The following is a 16608-nucleotide window of genomic DNA, read 5'->3' on the forward strand; positions in this document are numbered from 1 at the left end:
TACAACAGGGATACTTAATAATGAAGGATTCAGATCAAGCATCAGCAGTATCAGGTAATGAGTCACTGAATAGTGATAATGCTGGTAAACCTATTGCTAAAGTACGCGTCCTCAAGCTGTCTAGCATAGGGGTGAGTGTTGCCATAGCTTTAGGGGGTTTAGCTATCGCCACTCAGCAGGCACAAGCGCTATCGGCATTAGGTATCGTCAATGGTATCTCATCTAGTGGTGGTGTGGGTGTCAGTAAAGACATCGCTTATGGTGAGTCTAAGCTACAAAACCTAGATATTTATTATCCAAAACCATTAGCGAAAGCGATGCAGGCACAGAATGCCATTAATGATAGTTATCCTATGGTAGTGTTCGTTCATGGCGGCTCATGGGAGAACGGTAACAAAGAGGATTATGCCTTTGTTGGTCAAAGCTTTGCGCAGGCAGGTTATGTCACGGCTGTAATCAATTATCGTAAAGCGCCGGAGCATGTTTACCCTGATTTTGTGCAAGATACTGCCAAAGCTATCGCTTGGAGTCATGATAATGCTACTAAGTTCCACGCTGATCCTAAACGTCTGGCGGTAGTTGGACACTCAGCGGGTGCTTTTAATGCCATAGCAGCAATATCTGATGAAGATTTTTTGGCCCCTTATGGGCTTAGGGCTACTGATATTAAGGCGGTAGTCGGTATTGCTGGCCCTTATAGCTATGATTTCCGTCAATATGGTGGCACTAGTGCGTTCGCTGCTGATGCCACCCCAGATGAAGTGATGCCTGATCGACATATAAAAGGCTCGCAGCCTCCTTATCTGCTGCTTACGGCGGAAAACGATAAGACTGTCTATGATACTAATACTATTAAAATGACTAAAGCTCTCAAGGACTACGGGGTAACTGTTGAAACTGGTGAGATCAAAGGAGCCAGTCATGCTACTAGCATCGGAGCGATGGCCGGTCCTTTTCGTTGGGTCAATGATGTGCGCGCGCAAGTATTAACTTACTTAGACAAAGAGCTCAACTAAGCTGCGCTGAGACGGCGTAAGTAGATGGCGACAGACAGTGCTGTAAGATGGTCAAACTCTTGTTATAATGTCGCCATTCTAAATAGATTTTTTTAATATTCTCACTATAGTTGTTCAATACTTTCACTGTAGTGTTCACCCTATTTTTAAGCGGTTTTTTTAACTTGAGTTAAAAATACACTTTTATCGTTGTAGACAGGATATTTTATGAGCATGAACGCTGACGATTTAATCGCATTTTTACAGCAGCATTATCCAGACGCTTTTATTGAAGCGGCTAATCAAGGTACTAAGTTCGATGTACGCGTAGTTGATGCCAGCTTCGATGGCAAACGCTCAGTACAGCGTCAACAAGCGGTCTATGCCTTAGTAAATGATAAGATTGCCAGTGGTGATATTCACGCGCTAAACATTCAAGCCTTGACCCCTAGCGAGTGGGAGGTTCAACAGCAAAACTAAACGCCCCACTGCTATATTACTATTTTACCTATATCATTCCTTATCATTTTAATCAGGTTGTCACCCCTATGGATCAGTTTTTAATCACCGGCAGCAGTCGTATCGCAGGCGAAGTTAATATTTCAGGCGCCAAAAATGCCGCATTACCCTTACTTGCCGCTATGATATTGGCTGAAACGCCAACGACTTTACATAACGTGCCATCGTTACAAGATGTGCGCACTCTGATTAAATTGATTGGTGGCATGGGTATCGACATCGAAAAGCAAGGGGCTACGGTTACTTGCGACACCAAAAATATCGATAATTTTTATGCGCCTTATGACTTAGTTAAGACTATGCGTGCCTCTATCTTAGTGCTAGGGCCGTTATTAGCTCGTTTTGGTGAAGCCGAAGTGTCACTACCTGGTGGCTGCGCCATAGGTTCACGTCCTGTAGATCAGCATCTCAAGGCTTTTGAAGCTATGGGTGCTGAGATTAGCGTAGAGAATGGCTATGTAAAAGCGCAAGCCCCTAAAGGTGGCAAGCTTATTGGCTGTAACTTCTCTTTTGATATGGTGACGGTTGGTGGTACTGAAAACGTCATCATGGCAGCGGCATTGGCCAAAGGCACCACAGTATTAGGCAATTGTGCTCTTGAGCCAGAAGTTGTTGATTTGGCCAATATGCTAGTAGCTATGGGCGCTAAAATCGGTGGCATCGGCACAGCAACTATGACTATTGAAGGCGTTGAGCGTCTACATGGTTGTGAGTACTCTGTAGTACCTGATCGTATCGAGACTGGCTCATATCTAGCTGGAGCATTGATGACTCGCGGCGATGTACTGACCAAAAATACTTCTTCTTTGTTATTGATTCCTGTACTAGAAAAGTTTGAGTCGATGGGTGCGACGATCACTACAGGTGATGACTGGATTCGCGCGCAAATGACTGGACGTCCGCATGCAGTCGATATTCGTACTCAACCGCATCCAGGCTTTCCTACTGATATGCAAGCGCAGCTGATGGCTATTTCTTGCTTAGCGGATGGCACTAGTACCTTTATTGAGAACATCTTTGAAAACCGCTATATGCATGTTCCTGAATTGAATCGTTTGGGGGCCTCTATTCAAGTAGATGGTCATACAGCAGTAGTAAAAGGCGTTGAAAACTTTACTGCAGCACCGGTAATGGCTACTGATCTGCGTGCGTCAATGTCACTAGTAATGGCTGCTGCAGCTGCTGAAGGCGAGAGTCTGATTGACCGTATTTATCATATCGATCGTGGCTACGAAGATGTGGAAAACAAACTACGCGCTTTAGGGGTCACTATCGAGCGTATCAATTCTAACGATTGATAATAATTAGCGTAATGGCGCACTAAATAGCTAAGCTACTTCTAGTTAAGCGCTTGGCTATTTAAGCGCCCAGTGATCGGCAAAACACTGTTACGTGGCTATAAAAATATCCTCTTTGTGGTGCCATAGAAATTAAACATCTAACTGACGATGAGATGGCATCTGCAAAGGGTAATAACCGTACATGGACAAACAGCCCTTATGACTGATAAAACTGAGACTGATAAAAGCAACCTTGAGCAAACGGCAAGCTGGCAAGATGATGCTTTACTGAATAAAGTGGATAGTGAATTCAACGGTTTGACTTTGGCTCTATCTAAAGGCCGTATTCTAGAAGAGACTATGCCTTTATTAAAGGCTGCTGGTATTGAGTTACTGGAGGATCCTTCCGCTTCACGTAAGCTTATCTTTCCGACTACTAATCCTAATGTACGAGTATTAATCTTGCGTGCTAGCGACGTGCCCACTTATGTAGAACATGCTGCTGCTGATTTTGGCGTAGCAGGTAAGGATGTACTCCTTGAGCATGGTGCCAATCATGTCTATGAGCTGCTAGATCTAAAAATTGCCCAATGCAAATTGATGACCGCAGGGGTAAAAGGTGCAGTATTGCCGCAGCGTCGGCTGCGTATCGCTACTAAATATGTCAATGTGGCCCGTGCTTACTTTGCCAGTCAAGGTCAGCAAGTTGATGTGATTAAGCTTTATGGCTCAATGGAACTAGCGCCGCTAGTGGGCTTAGGTGATTTAATTGTCGATGTGGTCGATACAGGTAATACTTTGATTGCTAATGGCTTAGAGCCACTCGATCATATCTGTGATGTTTCTTCGCGTTTAATCGTCAACCAAGTCAGTTACAAGCGTAAATTTGCTTTGCTTGAGCCTATCCTTGAGAGCTTTAAAGCCAGTATTGCTACAGTCGCTTAGCTTGAGGCTAATCATTGATGATTGATAATTGATAATCAGAACAGCATCAAGCCTACTGCTGCGCTATTAGCACTATACACTCGCATTAAAATTACTGACGTAGAGTCATTAGCTTAGCTAGTCTTGACTCATTGCCATAGCTTCGGCTTAAAGTAAATTGCTGGCTTAAATAGGGTAGTAGCTCAGTTGCGTCAGCTAGTATTTACTATTGATGATGGTCATTTATGATATAAATTATGGCTATACAAAATTTCAAACCAGTTTATAGCTATAAATTAATATAGCATGATAGACTGGTTTTGTTGTGTCTGTCCCTGGCAAATATAGAACCCAATAAGGGTCAGCTCTCTAGCTTTTTTTAATTTGACGGCTTTAATAGCTTTATGAATTTTGGTTTTAACATAGGATTGTGTTATGCGTCAACTGAGTACCCAAGATAGTAATTTTGAGCAGCAATTGACTGCTTTACTAGCATTCGAAACTGTTAATAATGCTGAGCTGCTAAAAACGGTAGACGATATTATCAATAGTGTTCGTCAAGATGGGGATAAAGCCGTATTGGCATTGACCCAGCAGTTTGATGAGCATCCAGCAACCTCGATGGCTGAGCTGGAGCTGAGTCAAGAGTCTTTGGCCCGTGCATTCGCTGAGCTTGATGAGCATGTAAAACAGGCGTTGACTACTGCAGCATCGCGAGTACAGAGCTTCCATGAACGCCAAGTGCAAGAGAGCTGGTATTACGAGGACGAGCTAGGTAACCGGTTAGGTCAAAAAGTCACGCCCTTGGATCGAGTAGGTATTTATGTGCCAGGAGGTTTAGCCTCTTACCCCTCTTCAGTATTGATGAACGCTATTCCTGCCAAAGTAGCTGGAGTTAAAGAAATAATAATGGTAGTGCCAGCGCCAGCAGGGGTACTCAATCCCTTAGTGTTAGCCGCTGCGTATTTGTCCAAAGTTGATAGAGTGTTTACTATTGGGGGCGCACAAGCCGTCGCCGCTTTAGCTTATGGTACAGACACTATTCCAGCCGTAGATAAAGTCACTGGTCCAGGTAATAAATACGTAGCAGCAGCCAAACGAGCTGTCTTTGGTCAAGTAGGCATCGATATGATAGCTGGCCCTTCTGAAGTATTAGTCTATGCCGAAGGTGAAAGTGGCGATCGTGCAGACTGGTTAGCGATGGATTTGTTATCGCAAGCTGAGCATGATCGTATTGCCCAAGCTATTTTTGTCACTACTAGTGCTGAACAGTTGGCTGAAGTGGCTCTAGAGATTGAAAAAGCATTAGCTGAATTACCTAAAGCTGATATCGCTCGTGATTCATTAAAGAATCGTGGGGCATTAATTTTAGTTAAAGATCGTAGTGAAGGTATGGCGTTAATTAATCGTATCGCGCCTGAGCATTTAGAGCTGTCAGTAGATGAACCTGATGCGCTGCTTGCTGATATTCGTCATGCTGGTGCTATCTTTATGGGTCGACACACCCCTGAGGCTATCGGAGACTACTGTGCAGGTCCTAATCACGTGTTACCAACTTCGGGCACTGCCAGATTTTCCTCACCACTTGGGGTTTATGATTTTCAGAAAAAATCATCGATCATCTATTGCAGTGAGTCTGGTAGCAAACCCTTAGCCAAAACTGCGGATATTTTAGCGCAGAATGAAGACTTAGAGGCGCATGCACGTTCAGCTCGTTATCGCTATCAATAAAGGTCGGTCAAAGTATGAATAGCCAACTGCACAGCTAAAAATAGAGACAAAGCCGCAGACTTAACCACTTATCTATAAAATATGATGGATAGGTGGTAGAAGAGGTCGATGAAGGCCTGTTATTTTCAGGATTTATAGGACTTTAATCAATAGCGCAAATAATAGGATGACTTATGAGTGAATTCAGAATCGATGATAGACTTTGGTCAGCGAAAGCCCGTAATTTGTCACCTTACGTGCCTGGAGAGCAGCCACAGCATGATAATCTGTGTAAATTAAATACTAACGAGAATCCATTCCCACCTTCGCCAACAGTAGCTGCGGCGATTAGCCAAGTGTTGGCTGATCAAGCGGATGAGCTGCGTCTATACCCAGCGCCTGAGTCTGATGACTTGCGTCAGGCATTGGCTGAGTGGTATCAGCTAGATAGTAATCAAGTATTCGTCGGTAATGGTTCAGATGAAGTGCTAGCGTTAGTGTTTGCCAGTTTCTTTATGAAGGAGCGTCCGGTACTAACCCCTGATATTAGCTATAGTTTTTATCCTGTTTATGCGCAGACCTTTGGCGTTGAGCTAGTAAAGATTGCTTTAGCAGCAGACTTTAGCGTTGATCCTGATAGTTATCGTCAGCCTTGCAGCGGTATTATTATTGCCAATCCTAATGCTCCAACCGGAATATTATTAGCGCTTGCTGATATTCGTAAGCTCGTCAGTGAACATCCTAATGCGGTAATAGTTATCGATGAAGCTTATATTGATTTTGCCGCTACTGATGATAACACTGCGGTCTCAGCCATAACCCTTATTAATGAGTTTGATAACTTGCTAGTGACTCAGACTTTTTCAAAGTCGCGTTCGCTTGCAGGTCTGCGAGTCGGTATGGCTTTCGGCAATCTATCGCTGATCGAAGCCTTAACTCGAATGAAAAATAGCTTTAACAGTTATCCGCTAGATAAGTTAGCACAAGCAGGCGCGAGAGCCAGTGTGTTAGACAGTGACTACTTTGAGCAAACCCGCCAAACCGTTATTGACTTACGTGAGACGTTGACCGCTGAGCTGACCAAACTTGGTTATCAAGTGCTGCCATCACAAGCGAATTTTGTCTTTGCGCGTCCTAAGCAAGGTAACGCTAGTGAAGTGGCTAACAAGCTGCGTGAGCAAGGCATCATCGTCCGTCATTTTGATAAGCCACGTATCGAAGAGTATTTGCGTATTACTGTCGGCACTCAGGCACAGCACGAGCGTTTGATTGCCGCATTGACGGCTATGTAAGCTGTTGATTCTGTCGACATTAGCCAGTAGTCAGGCATGGTTGCTGATAGCCCTAAAAAGCTTTGCTAGTTAGTGCTTGTCTACTAGGTCAACGCGTATGCTACGATGGCGATCATGCGCAGCTGGCCGATGATGTGCTATTAACCCAGCTGCGCAGTAAGTTTACCGTTATTGCTATTTGTTCAGAAATCCTAGGGAGCTTAGCAACGCCGAAGCCAGTTGCTGAGATTCAACAGCGCAGTGGTGGTATAGAGGTAGTTTATTGTGCTAGACAGTCAGTGACCGCTGCTTTTGTTGCTGGAGCCTATAAAGCAACCCATTTGGCTCGCCAGCATCAAGTTAGCTGTGCTTTATTGAAGTCAAAAAGCCCGTCTTGCGGTCGTGGTTTGATTTATGATCGTAGCTTTACTAGTCAATTGTGCCAAGGCGATGGCATCACCGTCCAGCATTTACAGGCATTAGGTATTGAGGTTTATCACGAAGGGGAGATTGGCTTATTATTAGACGATAATTAGAGCCTGAGATGTCGTTTATAACTTTTGTTTTATAAGCCGAATACTAGGGCGTGCTGAAATTATTTAGCAGTACTAGGTTTTTAACCTAAGTTATTTATCTGCTAAAACAGCTAGCAAGTTACCCACTTTATCGAGACATTCTTGATACTCAGCAGCGCAGTCTGAGGCGACAGTAATACCACCACCCGCCCACAAGCTTACTTGTTTGTCCCCAGTTGCTATTTGACTCGCTTGCAGAGTACGTATCAGTACATTCCACTGGCCACTACCATCGAAGTTCATATAACCCATAGTGCCACAATAAGCCCCTCGAGCGTCCACTTCCAATTCGGCAATAATCTCCACTGCGCGCTTCTTTGGCGTGCCAGTAATAGATCCTGCTGGCAGGCTACCAAACAATACTGCTAAGGGATGGGCATCCTGTTTAAGCTCAGCACTGATGGTACTGACCATGTGATGGACATTACTAAAGCTTTCTATAGCGAATAATTGCGGCACTTTTACGCTACCAGTCTTAGCGTATTTGCCTAAGTCATTACGTAACAAATCGACGATCATCACGTTTTCGCTGCGATCTTTATCACTATCGATTAACTGCTGCCTTAGTAACATATCTTGTTCGGTAGTAACGCCACGAGGTGCTGTACCTTTGATAGGCTTAGTAAGAATATAATTCTGCTGGGTTTGCGAGTCTTTTATAAAGGTAAAAAACAGCTCAGGTGAGCAGCTTAATAGCTCGAAATCACTATTATCTATGGCAGCACTGGCGCTATTACTAAGCGTTAGATAACCGGCAAATGGCGCTTGCGTATTGCGTTGCAACGCTGGTAAATAATCTAAAAGTGAGTTGTTTCTTTCAGCTTGTTTAATAGGGTTTGCTGAAGTATTAGAGCTCTCCAACACAGTAACATTTGCTGAAGCAGGAGAGGGGATTACAACAGTAGCAGTGGCCGGAAAGTTACCTTGCCAAACTTGGGTCAAATTAATTTGATAACAGTCACCTTGCTGCAGATAACACTGAGTCTGCGCAAAGGCACTTTGATAGTCACTTTTATGCCACTTCGCTGTTAAGAGTAATGGGCTAAGTTTTGCAGCATTTTGCGGTGCTGCTTTATTAGTAGATTCCATTGTAGCAAGCTCATTATCTAAACACTGTAACGCATCGATAATAGTGTTTAACACTAAGTCAGTTGCTGGCTTATCCCTAATAGAAGCGGCAGGCTGAAAATTTAGCTGCCAGCCACTAGTACTTTTATCAAGGTAGGCACCAGTAGCGTTATTAATGCTTTCGCTAATAGGGGTTAAATAAATATCATAATGTCCAAGCACCGCACAAGGTTGTGAGGGCTGTTGGCTAGCTAGCGCTGGGCTCAGCTCGGCGGCAGCGATATCATAACCGATAAAGCCAATCAGTCCATGCTGATAGCTGGGTTTAGACGTGATCTGGCTAGTGGGTCCGGATAAAAGGCGGTTAGGCTGATAGTTTTTATTGGGGTTATCATTGCTGTTATTATTGTCATTGCTGCTATGAGTGCTGCTATAAGCAATTAGCGCATTTTGCCAATCGGCATAACTCATATAGTCAGTAGCAAGGATCTGCTCATCACGGCAGGTGGTTAGTACTTTGTAGCGCTGGGTTTTATCTTTATCGCCTTGCGGTAGGGTAGAAAGGTTTTGCTCAGTATCAAAATACACTGACCAACTGACTTTAGGTCGTAAACCGATGATTGGATTGCCGTCATTATTTAGCCAAACGAGTTGCCACTGAGCATCGGCATCTATTGCGGTCAGATGCTGCTGTAATGGCGGTAAAAGTTCTGCTGCTGATAAGCCAGCAAAACGCCATCGATTTACAATCAATGGCGTTTTTGTAATAGAAGATTCATTAGCACTATCAAGTGTAGTCATTTATTAGGCATCAAATTTTTTGATAATTAGGGTTGCGTTAGTACCACCAAAGCCAAAGCTGTTACTCATCACCGTTGCAAGTTTAACATCACGTTTTTCAGTGACAATATCGAAACCTTCAGTAGCTGGATCTAAATTTTCGATATTGATACAAGGGGCTATAAAGCCTTCTTTTAGCATCAATAGACAGTATATCAGCTCTTGGGCGCCAACCGCGCCTAAACTGTGACCAGTCATAGACTTAGTCGAGCTAATAGGGGGAACAGAGTTATTGCCTGCAGCCCCAAATACTTTAGCGATAGCCTTAAGTTCAGTGATGTCTCCTAGGGGCGTACTAGTACCATGACTGTTGATATAATCGACAGTATCTAGGTCTGCTTGATCTAATGCCTGCTGCATACAACGTACAGCACCTTCACCGCTTGGAGCAACCATTTCGGCCCCATCAGAGGTTGCGCCATAGCCGACAATTTCCGCTAAAATATTAGCGCCCCGAGCTTGGGCATGCTCTAAGCTTTCGACTACTACCATAGCGCCACCAGCAGCAATGATAAAGCCGTCGCGATCTTTATCATAAGCGCGTGAGGACTGCTTAGGGCTATCATTGTATTGAGTGCTCATCGCGCCCATGGCATCAAACATGCATGATTGCGTCCAGTGCTCAGCTTCACTACCACCAGCAAGGACCACATCGGCTTTGCCCAACTGAATCAGTTCAGCAGCATGGCCTATGCAATGAGTAGACGTAGCACAAGCAGAAGAGATCGAGTAGGAGGGGCCATGAATTTTTAGACCTGTTGCAAGCGCTGCTGATACCGAGCTGCTCATAGTTTTAGGGACGGCCATTGCTCCAACACCGCGTAAGCCTTTTTCACGCATAGCATCGACAGCGATAACCACCCCTTCTGTTGAAGCGCCCCCTGAACCAGCTACTACCCCAACACGAGGGTTACTATTGATAGTTTCTAATGACAGTCCAGACTGTTTTATGGCATCTAAAGCACAAACATAAGCATAAAGACTGGCATCACTAAAGAAGCGTTTAAGCTTACGATCAATGCCTGCAGTATCCAGCTCTGCTTTATCAACACTACCGCTTACTTGTGATTTAAAGCCATGCTCAGCATAAGACTCATTGAATACAATACCCGATTGCCCTTGCTGTAGGGCAGAGGTAACGGTCGCTAAATCATGTCCGATACAAGAAACAATCCCTGCTCCTGTGATAACCACTCTACGCATACTCTATTCCTTATGATGTTGAATGCTTATTTAAAACCTAGTTTATAATAAGCGGTGACTGTTACGTCCATTTAATTTTATTGCAAAATATTTATTCAGTGTACAAGCATACCTTAATTGTAGCTATGATAGCTGATCAACCCTATAAAAACTTTGCTCAACGGTAAATTAATTTTAGAAAATATGTCACTCTCTAAATTACCGTTACTAAATACAAAACTAGGCAGATAGCTAAGCAAAAAACTAGGTTTGATACTAAGCCCAATTATTCTTTATTAATAATAGTAAAATCAGCGCTATTGTCTGTAAATAAGTTATACCTTTAGATACAAACTTTATGACTGTAATAACATTGTTGACACTGACATCTCGTTCAAAACTTGGCTAAGATAACAATTTAAATTATCAACAAAACTTCTTAACTATTAGTAAAGCTTGTTAGCGTTTGTTGTTAACATGGAATAGTGTAAAGTTTTCAATAGCGAACTTTTGAACACTGAACCTTAAGCTTCAAATTTTTAAGCTTTGAATAATGCAATGATTATAATACTTCTAACTTTTATACATATTACTAACTTAAGGACATAACAATGGCAAAGCGTAGCGTACTTTCTAAAGGTATCAGTACAGTAGGTCATTTTACTCGTAATAATCTTGAGCGTGTAGGCTCTCTTATCGATAGTGCTAACGCCAAGACTGGTAAGCCACGCCAATATAAAGCAGTGAATTTAGGGGATGAAGATTATCAACAAGACCTATTCCGTGAGCAAACCCTAAAAGCCACACAACAGTTATTAGGGACTCGCTTTGCAACTTATGGTAAGTATGCCAAAAAAGTCGTACCCAACAGCTTATTCCAATCGACTGTTGATGGCGCATTCTCGCAAGTAGCCAAATTAGCCTCTACTTGGAGTAAAATTGACTTACCAAGCGAGCATCGTTTTGCTGATATTTCAAGCTTTGATGATCAGCAACGTTATGCACTAGCTACCGATATCGCTAATCAAAACCGAGCACTGGCAACTCTAGGCGGCTTGACGGGTTTAGCTGGTTTGCCAGGATTACTAGCTGATACTTTATGGTTGCTACTAGTATCACTGCGTACGGTTTATCAGTTGGCGGCAGTCTACGACAAGCCATTGACTGGTAAGCAAGGGGTTAAAATGGCCTATGAGTTACTAGCGAATGCTGACCTAAGTAAAATGCAAGAGAAGCAGGCATTGTTAGCGGGTATCGGAGTCGGTAAAGGCTTATTAGACAGTGCACAAACTAGTGGTCTGCACAGCGAGCTGAAAAACTTAGGTTTAAAGAATAAGAACGTCAACTTCTATGCCGAGCAAGTAGACAGTATCGCTAGTCAAGTCGGTATAGATTTGGATCAGATTAATTTATCGTGGATTCGCCGCTTGTTACCAGCGAGTGCGGTCATCGTTGGTATGCGTTATAACAGTCGTCTGATTGAAGAAGTAATTGGGGTAGCGCAAGCGACTTTTGCACCAGAGGCTAAGCTCGCTAATCGTGGCATCACTGACGATAGCGCTAGCGAAGCTGAAGTTAAAAAAGACGTAAGCACTGAGCCTAGCAAAGAAGATAAAAAGCAAGAAGATAAAAAGCCAGAAGTCAAAGATCAGAAGACGACAGAGCAAGCCGCTAGTAAGTCAGCTGATAAAGAAAAAGCTGCTGACAAATCGCAGGAAGCTGCGAGTAAAGACAGCACTGATAAACAAAGTGCGAAAGCGGATAGCAGCAAAAAAGACAGCACTGATAAAGACATTACTGGTAAAGACAGTGCTAAAAAAAGTAAAACTAATGCTGACAGTGCTGATAAATCGAAAAAGGATGATAAAGCGAATGCAGAGGCTGCTAAAAGTAACAGCAAACCACAGCCAGCAGAAGCAAAAAAGTAGCAGCAACTCGAAGCAACCCTAACTAATAGTGTTATTTAATAGTTGAGGCTATAACTATAAGTGGCGATAATGACTGGAATTAACCCTTGAAAAACAAAACATTACCGCCATTTACTAGGAGCTCAAAGCAGTAACCGTATCGGTTTATCAGCTAAAATGAACTTTATACACATCTTTCCGATGTTGTAAAGTACAAATAATGATAAATAGTTGAAATAGTAGTCACAAATCTTTATAATACATTGTCCTAAAAATGGGTGCCCCCGAACTTCACATATTATGTGTGAGCCAAGGTGGATTGACCCATTTTTTTGTTTTACACCCAACGGGAGACGGATGCCTTATGGCAACAACTAACCAATTAATTCGTAAGGGTCGCAAAACCATCAAGGAAAAGTCAAAAGTTCCTGCGTTGCAAGCGTGCCCACAGCGTCGCGGTGTATGTACTCGTGTATATACTACCACGCCTAAAAAACCTAACTCAGCCATGCGTAAAGTATGTCGTGTACGTTTGACTTCAGGCTATGAAGTTGCAAGCTACATCGGCGGCGAAGGTCATAACTTACAAGAGCACAGTGTTGTTCTTATTCGTGGTGGTCGTGTAAAAGATCTACCAGGTGTACGTTATCACACTGTTCGCGGTGCATTAGATTGTGCTGGTGTTAAAGACCGTAGACAAGGTCGTTCTAAATATGGTGCGAAGAAGCCTAAAGCATAATACTGATACTAGTATGCGCTTAGTTTCATTCGTACTACCCATTAACTGTGCATGGGATTGGTGTTGTTTCAAGACTCATATGCTGAGTTTATACCACATACCACCATGCAGTAAGGCTGACTGACAACTCACTACTACGCTCCATAAGTTAATAGCTGGTGTGAGATTGTGAATGTCAGACACTCCTGAAGACAAGGAAATTTATTATGCCAAGACGTCGTGTCGTAGCTACCCGTGAGATCCTACCGGATCCTAAGTTTGGTAGCCAAACCATCGCAAAATTCATCAACCACGTGATGAGCCATGGTAAAAAATCTACTGCTGAGCGTATCGTTTACGGTGCACTAGAAACAGTAGCACAAAAGCGTAACATCGAAGATCCAGTAGCGTTCTTTGAAGAAGTGCTAGAAAACGTTCGCCCTATGGTTGAAGTAAAAGCTCGCCGTGTCGGTGGTGCTACCTATCAAGTACCAATGGAAGTACGCCCATCCCGTCGTACTGCCTTGGCTATGCGTTGGTTAGCTGAAGCTGCTGCAAAGCGTTCTGAAAAATCTATGGCATTGCGTTTAGCAGGCGAATTGAGTGATGCATCAGAAGGCAAAGGCAATGCTATGAAAAAGCGTGACGAAGTTCACCGCATGGCAGATGCTAACAAAGCATTCTCACATTATCGTTTCTAAGCTAGCTTAGAGATATAAGCATTTTTTGCAGTCAATAATTATCTCTGTTTAACAGTAATAGTTAATGATCATCTAATTGCTAAGCGTGGCTAACTGAATAATCAATTAGCCACGTTATTGTTTATTTATTCTACCGATTACTGCCGTTATTTTTGATGCTAGCTAGGCTGTTACTATAGCCAGTTAGGTATTTATTAGGGCTGGCAGCTATCTATCCCGACAGTATTACGAAACTTGTTTCACTGTCCGGTTATAAATTCTATAACTTTATATTCTTAACCTTTGCTTTTTATTGTCCGTATTAGGCTCATTAATAGTAGAACGCTAAAGCCAACTGCTGTTGCAGATGCCGCTTTTGTAGGATATAAAGTAGAGATACATCATACATTTATAATGTTTATGCAAACGACTTCCACTAGGAAAACACTATGGCTCGTATAACTCCCCTAAAGCGCTATCGCAATATTGGTATCTCAGCGCACATCGATGCTGGTAAAACTACTACTACTGAGCGTGTTTTGTTCTATACCGGTGTCAGCCACAAACTTGGTGAAGTGCATGATGGCGCAGCCACTATGGACTGGATGGAGCAAGAACAAGAGCGTGGTATTACTATTACTTCTGCTGCGACTACTTGCTTTTGGTCAGGTATGGCTAAACAGTTCCCTGAACATCGCATCAACATCATTGATACCCCAGGCCACGTTGACTTCACGATTGAAGTTGAACGTTCTATGCGTGTTCTTGATGGCGCGTGTATGGTTTATTGTGCTGTGGGTGGTGTACAGCCACAGTCTGAAACAGTATGGCGTCAAGCAAACAAATACAAAGTTCCACGTCTTGCATTCATTAACAAAATGGATCGCGTTGGTGCGGATTTCTACCGTGTTGTAGAACAAATCAAAACTCGTCTAGGCGGTAAAGCAGTACCTTTGGTTATTCCAATTGGTAAAGAAGACAACTTTGAAGGTGTTGTTGACTTAGTTACTATGAAAGCTATCTACTGGGACGAAGAGTCTCAAGGTATGGAATACGAAGAGCGTGAAATTCCAGCAGAACTTCAAGAAAAAGCAGAAGAGTATCGTGAATACTTAGTAGAAAATGCTGCTGAAGCTAATGAAGAGTTGATGAATGAATACCTCGAAAATGGTGAATTGTCTGTAGAGCAAATTAACGCTGCTATTCGTCAATTGACCATTGATAACGAAATCATTCCATTGCTTTGTGGTACTGCCTTTAAGAACAAAGGTGTTCAAAAGATGTTGGATGCAGTTATTCAGTATCTACCAGCACCAATCGATGTACCTGCTATCAAAGGTATTCTTGATGACAAAGATGAGTCTGAAGGTTTCCGTGAAGCATCAGATGACGCGCCTTTCTCAGCTTTAGCGTTTAAAATCATGAACGACAAGTTCGTTGGTAACTTAACCTTCGTTCGTGTTTATTCAGGCGTTATCAAGCAAGGTGGCAGCGTTTATAACCCAGTTAAAATGAAACGTGAGCGCGTTGGCCGTATCGTACAGATGATGGCAAATGCTCAAGAAGAGCTTGCAGAAATTCGTACTGGTGATATCGCTGCATTAGTAGGCATGAAAGATGTGACTACTGGTGATACTCTATGTGACGAAAGCAATGTCATCACGCTAGAGCGTATGGAGTTTCCAGATCCAGTTATCAGCCTAGCGGTTGAACCTAAGACTAAAGCTGACCAAGAAAGAATGTCAATTGCTTTAGGTCGTTTGGCGAAAGAAGATCCATCATTCCGTGTGCATACTGACGAAGAGTCTGGTCAGACTATCATTAGTGGTATGGGTGAGCTACATCTTGAGATCTTAGTAGATCGTATGAAACGCGAATTCAATGTTGAAGCTAACATTGGTGCGCCACAGGTTGCTTATCGTGAAACGATTCGTGATACTGTTGAACAAGAAGGCAAATTCGTTCGTCAGACTGGTGGTCGTGGTAAATTTGGTCATGTCTGGTTACGTCTTGAGCCTATGGATCCAGCGGGCGACGTTTTATACGAATTTAAAGAAGAAGTTGTTGGTGGTACAGTACCAAAAGAATTCCATGGTGCGGTCGATAAAGGTATTCAAGAGCGCATGAAAAACGGCGTACTTGCTGGTTATCCAATCGTTGGTGTAAAAGCTACTTTGTATGACGGTTCTTACCATGACGTCGATTCGGATGAGCTATCATTTAAGATGGCTGGTTCTATCGCTTTCAGAAAAGGTTTCTTAGCTGCAAACCCTACGCTTCTTGAGCCAGTAATGAAAGTTGAAGTAGAAACTCCTGAAGATTACATGGGCGATATCATGGGCGATTTAAACCGTCGTCGTGGTATGGTTCAAGGCATGGAAGATCTACCTGGTGGCACTAAGCAGATCCGCGCAGAAGTACCATTAGCAGAAATGTTTGGTTATGCGACGCAAATGCGCTCAATGTCACAGGGCCGTGCCACTTATTCTATGGAATTCCAAAAGTACGCTGAAATTCCTAAGTCAGTTTCTGCTGAAATCATCGCTAAGTTCAACTCTAAAGATGATGACGAGTAAGCAATAAGTAGTTAAGAAAAACCAGTTAAATAGGGCAGTATAGAGTTAATCTCTAGATTGCCCGCCTTAATTACCGCAATAATCCGTTAAAAGACTTGTTATTGGCTGTAATTTTCTTATAATATCTGCACATCGTACGTGCAAATTTTTAACATTTATCTTAATGTGGTCAGTATTATCTTAACTCATGTACAAACATCCGTTAAGCACTGAACCCCAATAAAAGAGGAAATACTCATGGCAAAGGCCAAGTTTGAACGCAAAAAGCCACACGTCAACGTCGGTACTATTGGACACGTTGATCACGGCAAAACTACATTAACTGCTGCTATTGCAACGGTTGCGGCTATCACTTCAGGTGGC

14 protein-coding genes are annotated in these 16608 nt (G+C 42.9%); 12 read left to right on the plus strand and 2 right to left on the minus strand.

Annotated features, from left to right (window positions below):
• Positions 1–20 precede the first annotated feature (20 nt).
• The 7 genes from KPY62_RS10085 to KPY62_RS10115 all read left to right on the plus strand — a co-directional run bounded on the left by KPY62_RS10085 (position 21) and on the right by KPY62_RS10115 (position 7235).
• Complete coding sequence (locus KPY62_RS10085; RefSeq protein WP_216581874.1) at positions 21–1016, plus strand: alpha/beta hydrolase; 996 nt, start codon at positions 21–23, stop codon at positions 1014–1016.
• Between the two features lie 213 nt (positions 1017–1229).
• Positions 1230–1475 carry a BolA family protein gene (locus KPY62_RS10090; RefSeq protein ID WP_216583313.1) on the plus strand — a complete coding sequence of 82 codons (246 nt, stop codon included), beginning with the start codon at positions 1230–1232 and terminating at the stop codon, positions 1473–1475.
• Positions 1476–1543: 68 nt separating this feature from the next.
• The gene (gene murA, locus KPY62_RS10095) at positions 1544–2812 is read left to right on the plus strand and encodes a UDP-N-acetylglucosamine 1-carboxyvinyltransferase (protein WP_216581875.1); all 1269 of its coding nucleotides are present in this window, start codon (positions 1544–1546) and stop codon (positions 2810–2812) included.
• 201 nt (positions 2813–3013) lie between these two features.
• The gene (gene hisG / locus KPY62_RS10100; protein WP_228730650.1) at positions 3014–3739 is read left to right on the plus strand and encodes an ATP phosphoribosyltransferase; all 726 of its coding nucleotides are present in this window, start codon (positions 3014–3016) and stop codon (positions 3737–3739) included.
• A 414-nt stretch (positions 3740–4153) separates the two neighbouring features.
• Positions 4154–5449 (plus strand): histidinol dehydrogenase, encoded by a 1296-nt coding sequence (gene hisD, locus KPY62_RS10105; protein ID WP_216581876.1) that lies wholly within the window; start codon positions 4154–4156, stop codon positions 5447–5449.
• A 173-nt stretch (positions 5450–5622) separates the two neighbouring features.
• Positions 5623–6720 (plus strand): histidinol-phosphate transaminase, encoded by a 1098-nt coding sequence (gene hisC, locus KPY62_RS10110; RefSeq protein WP_216581877.1) that lies wholly within the window; start codon positions 5623–5625, stop codon positions 6718–6720.
• A gap of 62 nt (positions 6721–6782) precedes the next feature.
• Positions 6783–7235: a DUF523 domain-containing protein gene (locus KPY62_RS10115; protein WP_216581878.1), complete on the plus strand. Its 453-nt coding sequence runs from the start codon at positions 6783–6785 to the stop codon at positions 7233–7235.
• A 90-nt stretch (positions 7236–7325) separates the two neighbouring features.
• Here KPY62_RS10115 and KPY62_RS10120 read toward each other — a convergent pair whose 3' ends face one another.
• A complete protein-coding gene (locus KPY62_RS10120; protein ID WP_216581879.1) occupies positions 7326–9143 on the minus strand; it encodes an anthranilate synthase component I family protein in 1818 nt (605 codons plus the stop codon).
• A gap of 3 nt (positions 9144–9146) precedes the next feature.
• Positions 9147–10385 carry a beta-ketoacyl-ACP synthase II gene (locus tag KPY62_RS10125; RefSeq protein ID WP_216581880.1) on the minus strand — a complete coding sequence of 413 codons (1239 nt, stop codon included), beginning with the start codon at positions 10383–10385 and terminating at the stop codon, positions 9147–9149.
• A 590-nt stretch (positions 10386–10975) separates the two neighbouring features.
• Between KPY62_RS10125 and KPY62_RS10130 the strand changes: the two genes are divergently transcribed.
• The 5 genes from KPY62_RS10130 to KPY62_RS10150 form a co-directional block, all read left to right on the plus strand.
• Positions 10976–12292 carry an EcsC family protein gene (locus tag KPY62_RS10130; protein ID WP_216581881.1) on the plus strand — a complete coding sequence of 439 codons (1317 nt, stop codon included), beginning with the start codon at positions 10976–10978 and terminating at the stop codon, positions 12290–12292.
• Positions 12293–12635: 343 nt separating this feature from the next.
• Positions 12636–13010, plus strand: a complete 375-nt coding sequence (gene rpsL / locus KPY62_RS10135; RefSeq protein WP_201570224.1) for a 30S ribosomal protein S12 — start codon at positions 12636–12638, stop codon at positions 13008–13010.
• A 206-nt stretch (positions 13011–13216) separates the two neighbouring features.
• Positions 13217–13690, plus strand: a complete 474-nt coding sequence (rpsG, locus tag KPY62_RS10140) for a 30S ribosomal protein S7 (protein WP_201623262.1) — start codon at positions 13217–13219, stop codon at positions 13688–13690.
• A 428-nt stretch (positions 13691–14118) separates the two neighbouring features.
• Positions 14119–16245, plus strand: a complete 2127-nt coding sequence (gene fusA, locus KPY62_RS10145; protein ID WP_216581882.1) for an elongation factor G — start codon at positions 14119–14121, stop codon at positions 16243–16245.
• 237 nt (positions 16246–16482) lie between these two features.
• Positions 16483–16608: GTP-binding protein (locus KPY62_RS10150; RefSeq protein ID WP_228267773.1), on the plus strand; the 126-nt coding region annotated here is incomplete at its 3' end.

This window comes from Psychrobacter sp. TAE2020 (assembly GCF_018919485.1).
GTDB lineage: Bacteria > Pseudomonadota > Gammaproteobacteria > Pseudomonadales > Moraxellaceae > Psychrobacter.